The 13,160-nt window shown below is 26.7% G+C and carries 15 protein-coding genes; all 15 read right to left on the bottom strand.

Features of this window, described 5'->3' with window-relative positions; genetic code table 11:
- Positions 1-34: 34 nt before the first annotated feature.
- Positions 35-676 (bottom strand): HD-GYP domain-containing protein, encoded by a 642-nt coding sequence (locus RDY08_RS04130; protein ID WP_307905163.1) that lies wholly within the window; start codon positions 674-676, stop codon positions 35-37.
- Positions 677-708: 32 nt separating this feature from the next.
- Positions 709-1,467 carry an MlaE family ABC transporter permease gene (locus RDY08_RS04125; RefSeq protein WP_307905162.1) on the bottom strand — a complete coding sequence of 253 codons (759 nt, stop codon included), beginning with the start codon at positions 1,465-1,467 and terminating at the stop codon, positions 709-711.
- On the bottom strand, positions 1,467-2,885 hold the full coding sequence (locus RDY08_RS04120; RefSeq protein ID WP_307905161.1) for a SpoIVB peptidase S55 domain-containing protein: 1,419 nt from the start codon (positions 2,883-2,885) through the stop codon (positions 1,467-1,469). Before RDY08_RS04120 ends, RDY08_RS04125 begins: the two co-directional genes overlap by 1 nt.
- Positions 2,882-3,190 carry a rod-binding protein gene (locus RDY08_RS04115; protein WP_307905160.1) on the bottom strand — a complete coding sequence of 103 codons (309 nt, stop codon included), beginning with the start codon at positions 3,188-3,190 and terminating at the stop codon, positions 2,882-2,884. Before RDY08_RS04115 ends, RDY08_RS04120 begins: the two co-directional genes overlap by 4 nt.
- Before the next feature lie 13 nt (positions 3,191-3,203).
- The gene (locus RDY08_RS04110; RefSeq protein ID WP_307905159.1) at positions 3,204-4,199 is read right to left on the bottom strand and encodes a flagellar basal body P-ring protein FlgI; all 996 of its coding nucleotides are present in this window, start codon (positions 4,197-4,199) and stop codon (positions 3,204-3,206) included.
- Between the two features lie 65 nt (positions 4,200-4,264).
- Positions 4,265-4,972, bottom strand: coding sequence for a flagellar basal body L-ring protein FlgH (locus RDY08_RS04105; protein WP_307905158.1), 708 nt, complete (start codon positions 4,970-4,972; stop codon positions 4,265-4,267).
- A 37-nt stretch (positions 4,973-5,009) separates the two neighbouring features.
- On the bottom strand, positions 5,010-5,843 hold the full coding sequence (flgF, locus tag RDY08_RS04100; protein WP_307905157.1) for a flagellar basal-body rod protein FlgF: 834 nt from the start codon (positions 5,841-5,843) through the stop codon (positions 5,010-5,012).
- 99 nt (positions 5,844-5,942) lie between these two features.
- On the bottom strand, positions 5,943-7,481 hold the full coding sequence (locus RDY08_RS04095) for an ABC transporter permease (protein WP_307905156.1): 1,539 nt from the start codon (positions 7,479-7,481) through the stop codon (positions 5,943-5,945).
- Positions 7,482-7,493: 12 nt separating this feature from the next.
- On the bottom strand, positions 7,494-8,471 hold the full coding sequence (locus RDY08_RS04090; RefSeq protein WP_307905155.1) for a thiamine ABC transporter substrate-binding protein: 978 nt from the start codon (positions 8,469-8,471) through the stop codon (positions 7,494-7,496).
- A gap of 165 nt (positions 8,472-8,636) precedes the next feature.
- Positions 8,637-9,101, bottom strand: coding sequence for a nucleoside-diphosphate kinase (gene ndk / locus RDY08_RS04085; RefSeq protein WP_307905154.1), 465 nt, complete (start codon positions 9,099-9,101; stop codon positions 8,637-8,639).
- A 301-nt stretch (positions 9,102-9,402) separates the two neighbouring features.
- Entirely contained in the window at positions 9,403-9,765 is a 363-nt protein-coding gene (locus tag RDY08_RS04080; protein WP_307905153.1) for a hypothetical protein, read from the bottom strand.
- A 4-nt stretch (positions 9,766-9,769) separates the two neighbouring features.
- Positions 9,770-10,699 (bottom strand): 16S rRNA (cytosine(1402)-N(4))-methyltransferase RsmH, encoded by a 930-nt coding sequence (rsmH, locus tag RDY08_RS04075; protein ID WP_307905152.1) that lies wholly within the window; start codon positions 10,697-10,699, stop codon positions 9,770-9,772.
- A gap of 9 nt (positions 10,700-10,708) precedes the next feature.
- Positions 10,709-11,146: a division/cell wall cluster transcriptional repressor MraZ gene (gene mraZ, locus RDY08_RS04070; protein WP_307905151.1), complete on the bottom strand. Its 438-nt coding sequence runs from the start codon at positions 11,144-11,146 to the stop codon at positions 10,709-10,711.
- Positions 11,147-11,277: 131 nt separating this feature from the next.
- On the bottom strand, positions 11,278-12,237 hold the full coding sequence (gene flgA, locus RDY08_RS04065; RefSeq protein WP_307905150.1) for a flagellar basal body P-ring formation chaperone FlgA: 960 nt from the start codon (positions 12,235-12,237) through the stop codon (positions 11,278-11,280).
- Between the two features lie 8 nt (positions 12,238-12,245).
- Entirely contained in the window at positions 12,246-13,034 is a 789-nt protein-coding gene (flgG, locus tag RDY08_RS04060) for a flagellar basal-body rod protein FlgG (protein ID WP_307905149.1), read from the bottom strand.
- Between the last annotated feature and the right edge of the window lie 126 nt (positions 13,035-13,160).

Here is a 13,160-nt window from a genome sequence, read left to right as displayed (position 1 = left end):
AATGTTTTAAAAATAATCTAAAGAAATCTCATTTTTAAGACTTTTTTAATATTTCTAAATATATATCCACAAGTTTTGGATCAAACTGTTTTCCTTTCCCTTTTTCCAATTCGCTTATAACTTCTACTTCTGTCATTTTCTCTTTATATGGTCTATCTGAAATCATTGCATCATATGCATCTACTAATGACAAAATTCTTGCTCCTACAGGAATATAATCTCCTTCTAATCCATCTGGATATCCAGTTCCATCATATCTTTCATGATGTGCTCTTACAATTTTACCAACTTTATTTAATTCTTTTACATTTTCAATCATTTTATAAGCTATAACTGGATGCTTTTTTATTATATTATACTCTTCTTCTGTTAATTTGTCTCTTTTAAGTAATATTTTTTCTGGAATCCTTATTTTCCCTATTTCCGATAAATACCCACTTAACTCTATTTCTGTAATATCTTTTTTCTTCAATCCAATCTCTTTAGCTATTTTAATTGCTCCCTCAATCACTCTTTTTGTATGACCATTAAAATATGGATCTTTTGCATCTAATTCTATTGCTGTTTCTTTTAGTACAGAGGATAAAACCTCCAATTCTTTATTTTTATTTTTTTTATATACAGTAATTCCAACAGATGCCCCTAACAAAAATATCATAACAAACACTAAAATCATATAAATTCCTCCTCTTTAAGTTAATTTTAAAATTATTGTGCAAATATCAAATATGATAAAAAAAAGTTAAATATTAAGATTAATACAATTGAGATAACAACTGAATCAGTTGTTGCTTTCCCAACTTCTTCTGCTCCGCCTTTTACATTTATTCCTTTATAACTAGAAACCGCTGCTATTATGATTCCAAAAAATAAAGCTTTTAATACTCCACCAAATATATCAGTTGATGTTATTAATAATCTCATATTAGAAAAATATATTCCTGAAACTAACCCTGTAGCATAAACCCCTATAAAATATCCTCCAAATATAGAAAAAACATCTGAAATAATAGAAAGCAACGGCAACATTATCATTCCTGCAAATATTCTAGGTGAAACTAAATATGATATTGGATCTACTGCCATAACTTCTAATGCTGATATTTGTTCGGTTACTTTCATACTGCCTAGCTCTGCTGTAATTGCAGACCCAACTCTTCCAGCCATAATAAGTGCCGTTATTACTGGCCCTAATTCTCTTGTTATTGCAAGAGAAACAGCTCCACTTACAAAACTCTCTGCTCCAAATTCTTTAAATGCTGGTACTAATTGTATTATCATTACCATTCCCATAAAAATAGATACAATTGCAACCATTGGAAATGAAAGAACTCCTATTGAATATATCTGCTCAATAAAACTCTTTTTTATCAACTTATTTTTATTAAAAAAATATGTTATCACTCCAACCAATGCCTTCATTAAAAATATAAAAATAGCGCCTAACTTTTCAAAAAAAAATACCATTAATTTTTCTCCTCACTACTATTACTATTTGCTTCAAAACTATCAATAACTATGTTTTTTGTTAAATTATTTTCTAAATCAATTTTATATGAAAATTTTATTTTTTTAGAAAAAATTGATTTAGAATCTCCATCTTTTATCTCTATCTTTAATATATTATTTAAGCCATTATTACTATTTTGATTATTATTACCAGTTTGTTCAGTATCATTACCTTGTGAATTTAAAGGTGAAATTTCTATTACAAAACTTCCAACTTGAAAGTCACTTGGTATAAGTATAGGAATATTCTTTTTCAGATCCTTTCCTTGATAAATATGATATTTTAAACTTAAAATAGCAGTATCTCCTAATTTATAGATCTCCTTATCTAATGTAAAATCATTTATATATATAATTTTTATATTTTTGTCAGCATTAATATTAATGTTGACTCTATCAAAATCTAAAAATTTATATTGATTATCAACTTCATTTAGTATTTCACTTCCAATTATCATCCCTGAATTCTCAAAAAAATTATTATCAAAAGTATAGATATTCTCTTTACTAGCTATTTTCTTATCTTTCTTTAAAATATCATATTTGTATGTTAATGTATAAAACCCTATATTATCTAATTTACTATTTAACGCTAACTCTATCCCTTTACTCAAAAATTTATTCAATGTGACTTTATCTTTTGGCATTTCAAACTTACACTTTTTTCCATTAATATTTAAATTAAATTTATATGTCTCAATATTATCTGTTAATACTCCATATATTCCAGAGCTTTTATCTTCTAATACACTCCCTATTGTTTCTGTTGAATATCCCGTTTTAAAAGGGTTTGATTTTGCATTTAAACTATATTCAATTACTGCTTTATTTAAAAAATATTTTATATCTCCTAAATTTTGAAATGAATGTCCCAGTGCATAAAATTCTCCATTTTTCACATAAGTTAAAGTCCCTATATTATCCATATATATATCACCTCTAAAGGGAGTTATTGATATTGCCGTCCCAGGCCTTACATATTCGCTATCTTTATTTGAATTGCCTTCTCCCAAAGAGAGCATATATTTTATTGGAGTAATTATTCCTATATCATTATTTATTGAATTTAAAGTATAGCTTAATGCTCCTACTAATTTTTTATTAACGTATATAGGTGCTCCACTCATTCCTTCAATTATTCCACCTGCTTTATAAATATTGTCCCCATATACTTTTGCTAAAATATAATATGGTATTGTTCCTTTTCCTTTTACTATTTTTAATAATTTTACGTTAAATTTTTCTATAAATTTATTTTCAAAAACTGTATAACCATACCCATCCATATTTGGCATAATCTCATCTAAATTCATAATTTCAACTGAGAAAACAGATATTTGTATCAAAAAAAAGAAAAAAAGAAAATTTTTTTTCATTTCTTTCCTCCTTCATGCAATCCTTTTGATAACTGCTCATACATAACTTTTGCTAACCCTACCCCACCGCTTTTAGACCAGCTATCCGCTCTTTTCTGGTTTAACATTCCTCTAAAAACATCTTCTGCATTTCCTCCATAAAACATACTATTTTTCCTATCAACTGTTTTATCCATTTCATCCATCATCATCTTCAAAAATATACTCTCAAACTCTTCTGTTGTCTTTTTTAATGCTTTTTCTTGTTTTGTTTTAGGAACATCTATTTTATTAGGCATTGTTAATTTCAAATAATCTATTTTCATCCTTTTCACTTCCCTACATAATTTTTATTTTAGCATCTATTGCCCCTGCTACTTTTAAAGATTGTAATATTGATATAATATCATTTGGGGTTGCTCCAACTGAATTTAATACTTTTACTATATCTTTTACTGTTGGTCCATTAAAATAAAAGCTATTCCCAGAACTAGAACTACCTGGTATTGTTATGTTTAGATTCCCCTGTGAAATTGCAACTGGTGCAACCTTAATATTTTCTCCTAACACTATTGTTCCCGTCTTTTCATTTATTACAATTATAGAAATCCTGTCTGGCTCTACCTCTATACTTTCAAGTGAAGATATAAAGCTTACTATATCATTTTCAAATGAATAAGGCTTTTTTATCTCTATTCTTGCTGCATCTACTGCTTTTGCACTATCTAATCCAAATCTTTTATTAATAACATCAGCCACTCTTGAAGAAGTTGTAAAATCAGGATTATTTAATACTAAAACTAATTTATCATTATGTTCTATCTCTGCTTTTATCTCTTTTTCTACTATTGCTCCATTAGATAAAAATCCATTTACTTTATTTGTAGTCTTATTATTTACTTTTGTTAAGCTCCCTTGAGCAGCAGCATATACACTTCCATCAGGACCTTTTAATAATGTCTGAATTAATATTCCACCTTCCAAACTTTTCGCATCATTTATCGAAGAAACCGTTACATCTATTGTATCACCTACTTTTTTAAATGGTGGTAATGTAGTAGTTACCATTACTGCTGCTACATTACTAGACTTTATTTGTGCTCTTGCTATATTTGTCCCAAAATATTTAAATAAATTTTGTAACATTTGAGGAGTTAAGGATGATTTATCTCCAGTTCCATTTAGACCTATAACAATTCCCATTCCTATGAGCTGTACACTTCTTACTCCTTGAATTCTAGCGATTTCTTTTAATCTAACTTTTTCTGCCGAATATACAGATATTGTATTTATTATTAGCATAATTAATATTAGAAATTTTATTTTCTTCCCCATTTATTTTTCCTCCTAAAGAACCTTAACCATTTCATCACTTTATATAATCTGTTTTTTAGCCTTTTCTAAAAGAAAAATCCCACCAAAGATCCTAATACATTAGATATCACGCCTGGATTTGCTTTTCCATCAAAAACTAATTTTCCATTATATTTTACTCTTGCATCTGCTAAATAACTAGATTCTATAGAATTATCCACTGCTATATCTTCACTTCTTACAAAACCCTCTATCTCTATTTCTTGTATTTCATTATTTATCAATACTTTTCTATTACCTTTTAATAATAAATTTCCATATTTATCAATTTTTATTATACGAGCTGATACTCTTGCTGTTAAGTTCCCACTTCTTTTTGTTGTACCTGAATTTGCCAAAGATGTTTTTCCAGATGCACTCATTTCTGGCAAAAAATTTAAAAATCCTGTCCCTGCAGCTCCTGTTAATGTCCCATTTTTATTTCTGCTATCACTTGTAGTTTGTTGTGCTGAAGCGTTTTCTCTTATAATTACAGCTACTAAATCTCCTACATGTCTAGCTTTGTTATCTGAAAATAATGAGTTATACTGACTTGCATAAGACAATCTTTCCTCTTCTGTTTTTTCTTTTTCTATTGGCTGTTTATATAATTCATCATATTTTTCTTCTATTGGCTTTTCTACGGGAAGTTTTACAACTTTCTTTTCCTTCTTCTTAAAAAGAGTACAACCAGAAAATAAAAAAATATTTAATATAAATGTAACTAAAATTGTTAATTTTAAAATTCTCTTCATTTTACTTTCTCCTATTCTTAAAATAATTTAAAATTATCTACCCCCATTTTCCAACTTCATTCACAACTTTTCCCAACGTTTCATCTTGAGATGTCAACACCTTTTGATTAGTTTCATAAGCTCTTGAAACCTCTATCATTTCTACCATCTCTTTTATACTACTAACATTTGAATGTTCTATAAATCCTTGCTCCATCTTAGAACTATTATCTTGTGTAATTGTTTTTACATTTGAAATATCAAAAAGATTATCCCCTATTTTTTTTAAGTTTTTATTATCAGATACTTTCAATAATAATAATGAATCCCCGCTATTTCCATCTAAACTTATATTCTTAGCACTTATATTGCTTGCTTCTATTTTAGCATTTTTCAAAATTCCACTTTTAGTTATTTTAAAATTTGAATTTGAAACTTTAATATAACCTAATTGACTGCCTGAACTCCCTAAAACTTTTTCGCCATTTTTAGTTATTAAATATCCCTCTGGACTTAATGCAAAATCACCGCTTCTTGTTAATTTGACACTTCCTTTTGATTCCACTGCAAATAATCCATCTCCCGAAATTGCAAAATCTAAATTATTATCAGTTTTCTCTAAACTTCCTTGTGAAAATTCAGTGTATACTCCTTCTAATGATGCTCCTGTACCAAGTGCACCTATTTTTGTTAAAATTGAAGTTTCTCCAAAATTTGTTATCTCTTTTTCATCATCTTTTCTGTATAACATAAGCTCTGGAAATTGTTTTATAACTGATTGATCTTTTTTAAAACCTGTAGTATTTACATTTGCTAAATTATTAGCTATTGTATCTTGCCTTTCCATTTGTGCAATCATTCCTGATGCTGATGTATATATTCCTCTTAACATTTATATCACCTCTATCCAATTATCGGCTATTTAATACTTTATTTTACCATACAAAACATCTTATTTCAATTAATATTTAGAAATGACTTAAACTCCTTTCTATTTCTCTTTTCTACTTTTCTTTTCCCCACTAATCATCATTTCGCTAATAACAAAAATAGACAAGATTATAACAATATTTACCGCACTAATTACCGCACTTTCTTTAAATAATCTACGTGAAGATAAACTATAATTTAATATTGATACAAGTGGCACATATTCTTGAACCTGCATTGCATATGCTAATGTAAATTCACCGTATATAATAGCAAATAGCTGCAAAAAAGTTCCTATAAATACTGGAAATAATATAGGCGCCTCAATATAATAAAACATCTTAAAATTTGTTGCACCGTCTAATTTTGCTGCCTCTATAATCTCTTTGTCAAATCCTGTTATATGTTGATACAAAAAAGAGTATCCTATTGGAACTGTAATTAATAAATATCCCCAAAATAATAGAATAAAGAAATTAATATCAAATAATATATTCATGTATAACAAAGCCATAGCTAAAAAAGCTGGTGATATGCTTATTGCTGCAACAACAAATTTAGAAATAAATTTATTTTTGTTTTTTAATATCAAATATACAAATATAACCACTATAAATGCCACAAAAAAAGATATAGAAATAGAATTCCAAAACGAACTGTATACTCTAAATTTTTTTGATATATCTCCAAAAAAAACTCTATTAACAGCAGAAAAATCAAATCTGCTATTAAAAAAATCATAAAACGAATATATAACAGAGATTATTATTACTCCAAATTCAAACATTAAATAAAATATAGATATAATTAATATAATGACATTTATTTTTTTCTCTTTTTTATTTTCCATTCCTAATTCATAATTCTCATTTCCAACTCTATTTAATAAACTGTTAAACAAAAAAAGAAATAAAAACTGAATAAAAGCATATATAAATGCCTTTGAAAAATTGAATTCTCCCATAAGAGAAGTTACTATTGCAACTTCAAAAGTACTATATTTGATTCCACCTAATGCTAAAACAACTGCAAAACTCATAAAACAATATGTAAAAACTAAAAAAGTAGCTTTTAATATTGCTGAAGCTAATATTGGCAATTCTATTTTAAAAAATATATCTCTTTTTTTCGCACCTATAATTTCAGCTTCTTCTATTATGTTTCTTGGTATTTTTTTTAATCCCTCCCCAAGATATTTCACATAAATTGGAGAATTATAAAATATATGAACAATTATTATAGCCCAAAAGCTATACATAAGTCCAATTTTTTTCAATAACGGAAATGAAAATATTATAGAAAATGAGACTATTGCAGATACCACTGGAAAAAAAAATGGTATTACTATTGTACTGCCTAATAATTTTGATAATAAATTTTCTTTTTTAGAAAAAAAATAAGCAGGAGCAAGTGATATAACAAATGCTCCTACTGTTGAAATTGCAGACTGTAATACTGTATAATATAAAATTTTTAACAATTTATAATTAAATAATTTAATTAATTCTGATACTTTAAAAAAATCCTTTAAAAAAAATATAAAAGGTATTGTCCAAATTATTAATACAATCATATTTATTGAAAAAGATTTTTTCTTCATATTATTTCTCCATTATTCCATAATTTTTTCCCATTTTCCAAGCCATTTTTTCATATTTTTAGATATCTCTTCTCCTGATACTAACACCACTTTTTTAGGAGAAACCGCATATTTGAATGATTCTGGTAATTTTATATTTGTAACAGGAAACATCCATTGATTAAGAGGTATCTCTTTTTGAAATTTATTCCCTAACATAAAATCAATAAACTTTTTAGACAGTTCTATATTTTTAGAACCATTTACTATTCCCACTCCTTCTACCTCTATAAATCCCCCATCATCAGGTATTAACGCTTTATATTTTGTACTTTTATAATATTGATATGAATAAGCTCCGTCAGTTCCATAACTAACCATCATAGGAGCTTCTCCTGCTTCAAATTTACTAAATGCTTCACTCCAACCAGGTGCTACTGTTAAAATTGCAGGTTTTAATTCTTTCCAATATTGTTCCCAATTTTCACCATATACTGCTATTGTCCACAAAAGAAAATCCTGTCCTGTAGTAGATGTCCTTGGATCTTCTATTATAAGTTTTTTCTTTAATTTAGTCAAATCTTTAAAATTTTTAGGGATACTTTTCATATTTTCTGGATTGTATACAATTGCAATTGCTCCATAATCATATGGTGTTACATAAAATTCATTATCAAATATAATTTCTTTTTCTTTTATATTTTTTATAAATTTTGACTTATAAGATACTAATAAATCTTCTTTTTTTAAAGCATTTAACATAACTGGAGTTACTCCAATTACTAAATCCGCTTTATTATGTTTCTTTTCCATTTTTAATCTTGCTACAATATTTCCTGTGCTGCTAAATTTCACTACTTTTACCTTACAATTATTTTCTTTTTCAAATTGAGTTACTACTTTATCATTTATCCATCCCATACTGTCATAAGTGTAAATTGTAACTTCTTCTTGTGCAAATAACAACGTCATCATAAATAGTGTCCCTAATAATACTAGTGTTTTTTTCATTACTTCATCTCCTATTTTATATTTTTTCACTACTTTTTTTTAAATTACCACACTATTATACTCGATTATTCACAATTAATCAAGAGTGCAATTTATACTTTTCTAGCAGGTAAAAAAAGAACAGATACAAAATCTGTCCTTATCTTAAAAATATATGATTTTTAATTAATCTATTTTTGGCAAAGAGTATATCCAAGGTCTTACAGCTAGACTATACTCAATAATCTCTTCTTTTGCAAAAAATAGATCTATTTCTCTTTCTGCATTTTCCTTAGAATCAGAAGCATGTATTATATTTTGTCCTGCATCCAATACAAAATCTCCTCTAATCGTTCCTGGATCAGCATCTCCTGGCTTTGTTGCCCCTACCATTTTTCTAATTACACCAATAACTCCTTCTCCCTCCATAACCATTGCTACAACTGGACCTGATGTTATAAATTTTATTAATTCTTCAAAAAAAGATTTTCCTTCATGAACCGCATAATGTTTTCTCGCTAACTCTTCACTAATAACCATTAATTTCAATCCTATTACTTTAACTCCTTTTTTTTCAAATCTACCAATTATTTCCCCTACTAACTCTCTTTGTACCCCATCTGGCTTTACCATTACAAAACTTTTTTCCATAAATATCCTCCTTATCCTTATTTTTTATTTGTTCTTGAAAATATGTTTCTCTTCCGGCTCATAAAACAATAACATACTCAATAGTTCTCATAAAAAAGTAAGGAACGTTTAAAAAATAATGTTCTCATATTTTGTTATAAAAACGCTTAAATTATTGCGTATTTTAAAACAAAATGGGAATGTTATTTTTAAGCCATTCCTAAGTAATTGTTTAATGCTCCTTAATTATAATATACAACAAAAACTAATATTTCCTTTTTTTCAAAAAAAAATAGACCAAAATAATTATAATTTCTTTGATCTATTTTACTGCTAAATACTGTATTTGATTATATATTTCCATACCTAACTCTTTTTCTGCAATTTTCCTTATTTTATTCAAATCCATTTTCCCATCTATTTTAGATTGTAATAATGATATATTTTTTATAAGATTTTTCTTTTCTATTTTTAATTTATATAATTGCTTTCCAGCCTCTATTTCTTTCATAATTAAATTTACATAAATACAAGAAACCAAAGATATTAAAATTGAAAAAAACAAAACAGCCACAAAATTATTTTTTTGTTTCTGACTTTTATTTACTACATTATTTTTATTTGTTATATTTTCATTATCATATGAATAAAAATATTCCTCTTTTCTGGCTGTATTATCTCTCATTTTATTACACCCTTTCCACCACTCTAAGTTTTGAAGAGTGAGCTCTAAAATTTTCTTCTACTTCATTTTCATTTGGAATTATCGGTTTTCTAGTTATTACCTTTACTTTAGGCTCAAATCCACACACACATATTGGAAAATCTGGTGGACAAGTGCATCCATTTTCTAAATTTCTAAATTTTTCTTTAACTATTCTATCCTCTAATGAATGAAATGTAATTATAGCTAGCCTTCCACCTTTTTTTAATAAATCTATTGATTTATCTATTGTTTTTTCTAAAACTTCTAATTCTTTATTCACTTCTATTCTAATTGCTTGAAACGTTTTTCTTGAAGGATGTTTTTTGCTTTTTCCCTTTACACCTCTTTTTATAACTTCAGACAGTTCAAATGTAGTTTCTATTGGTTTTTCTTTTCTTTTTTCTATAATAAAATGAGCAATTCTTTTTGCAAATCTTTCTTCTCCATACTTATATAATATTTCTACTAATTTTTCCTCTGGATATTCATTTACAACTTTATAAGCTGTTAATTCTTGCCTTTTATCCATTCTCATATCCAATTTAGCATTATATCTATATGAAAATCCTCTTTCTCCATCGTCTAATTGCTTTGAAGAAACTCCTATATCCATTAATATACCATCAACTTTATCATATCCAGCCATATATACAACAGTATCTATATTAGAAAAATTATCTCTATAAATAGATATTTTATCTTTAAATTTTTCTAATCTTTCTTTTGAAAACTTTATAGCTTCTTCATCCTGATCCATTGCTATTAAATGTCCTTTTTCAGATAGGTTTTTTAAAATTCCTTCTGAATGGCCACCACCACCAAGAGTGCAGTCAACAAAAACTCCATTTTTATTTATAACTAAATTATCTATTACTTCTTTATACAAAACTGGTATGTGATATTCTTTTTCCATTTTTCTCTCCTATAAATCAATCAAATTTTCTGCAATTTCTTCAAAAGAATTTTCTGCTTCTTTTATATAAGAATTCCAGTTATCAAAGCTCCATATTTCAATTCTATTTAGAGCACCTGTTATTATCACTTCTTTTTCTATTTTTGAAAACTGTAATAAATTATCCGGTATTTTTATTCTACCCTGTTTGTCTAAATTCTCTTTTATAGCTCCTGAAAACAAAAATCTAACAAAAGCTCTTGCATCTTTTTTTGTAAGTGGTAAACCTTTTATTTTTTCTTCTAATTTTTCCCATTCTTCTATAGGATATAAAAATAGACAGTTCTCAAGTCCACGAGTCAAGACAAAATTTCCATCTTTTATTTCTTCTCGAAATTTAGATGGCATCATAACTCTGCCTTTTGAATCCATATTATGTTTGAATTCTCCCATAAACATCAGCATCATCCCTTTTCATACCACTTTTTACCACTTTTTACCACTTTGATTATATTTTACTCTATTTTTGAAAAAAAATCAATAAAAAAAATAGAGATTTTATTTTTTTATCTCTATTTTCCAAATTTTATATTTTTTTGTTATTTTATCTCTAATTTTATCATTCCTTCTTTTGTTACTATTCCATTTATTATTTTTTTAGAGTTTATATTTAATACCCTAATATTATCTCCTATATATCCATCTTCTAAAGCTTTTCCTGTAGCTTTTAATTTTATTCCGTTATAATCAACATAAATAGTAACTAAAGAATTTCTTTTAAATATTTTTTCTTTTATAAAATCTTTGTATTTTAATATTTCTCCTTTTCTTAAATTTCTTCTATATAATTTTCCTTTTATCTCATTAACGCCTTCTATATTAGCACTATAATAATTATTAATAAATATTTTCTTTATTTTAATGACATCTTCAATCGAAAATTTTTCATTTCTTTTTACATCTCTATTCAATATATATACTTCTTTTAAGATTCCTACTTTTAAATTTGTTCTAATTATTTTCTCTACTTTATCATTAACAAATATTTTTACTGTGAAATTATAATTTCCTATTTTTATATCACTTAATCTATTATTTCCAAATTTAACTTTTATATTGCCAACTGGTAATTTTAGTTCCTCATTCATATCTAATTTTAACTCTAAAGAGAATCCACTATTTTTATATATACTGTTTAATTCCTCCAAAACCATATACTTAAATATTTTTTTTGTTAATATTTGATAATTTCTAGTTATTGTTATATAGTCAGGAATTTTAATTTTAATCTTATCATCTAAGTTTAGTTGCTTTATTTTTAAATTAATATATTCTTTTTCTATTTTCTTTTCTTCTCCAACTTTAGGAGAATATCCTATCTGAACTTCTTTTGCTTTCTCCAATATATTTTTATTATCAGTTTTTAATATATCACTTAACATTATTATATTATTTGTTACTCTAATCGAATTTTTTATTTTAATCTCTTCTCCAAAAGTAACTTCTCCTAAAAAAAACAATAAGAAAAAAAACATTATTATAAGAAAATATTTTTTCATAATATCACCTATCGTTTCAAATTATTTGCCATTTGAAGCATACTATCAGCAGTCTGAATAGATTTTGTGTTTACCTCATACGCTCTTTGTGCTGTAATCATTTTTACCATCTCTTCTACCACTTTTACATTTGATGTTTCTAAAGTTCTTTGAGACAACGAACCAAAGCCATTATCTCCAGCTGTACCTATTTCTGCATCTCCACTTGCAGATGTTTTTGTTAGTAAATTTTTTCCTATATTCATTAGTCCTGATGGATTAATAAATTTTGCTAATTCTATTTTCCCAATTTCTTCTGAAGTATTACTATTCCCTCTCATTACTGATACTGTCCCATCTGAGCCTACTGACATTTTTGTCCCATCACTTGGTATAGTTATTGATGGTTCTAATGGAAATCCATCAGCAGTAACTAATTGCCCTGTATCTGTTATTTTAAAAGAACCATTTCTTGTATATGACATACTTCCATCAGGCATTAATACTTGAAAAAATCCTTGTCCTTGTATGGCCAAATCATAATCATTTCCTGTTTCTGTATATTCCCCATCTGTAAATATTTTTTGAGTCCCAATAGCTCTTACTCCGTTCCCAACTTGTATTCCTATTGGTAATGATGTCCCTTCTGCATTCAAAGAACCTGGAACAGATTTTGTTTGGTATAATAAATCTTGAAAATCTACTCTACTTTTTTTATATCCAACTGAATCAGTATTTGCCAAATTATTAGAAATTACATCCATATTTAATTCTTGTGCTAACATTCCTGAAGCTGCACTCCATAACGAATTCATCATAATAAATCATCTCCTAAATAATATTTATACTTTATAACATAAATATCGGAGTTTTAAAATTAATCTTTAGTAAAAAAATGGCGTAGCTTATTTTCTGAATAAATTTATCTTTTCCTATTAGTTTAA

The organism is Haliovirga abyssi (assembly GCF_030295325.1).
GTDB lineage: Bacteria > Fusobacteriota > Fusobacteriia > Fusobacteriales > Haliovirgaceae > Haliovirga > Haliovirga abyssi.
This window is presented reverse-complemented; position numbering and strand designations above follow the sequence as displayed.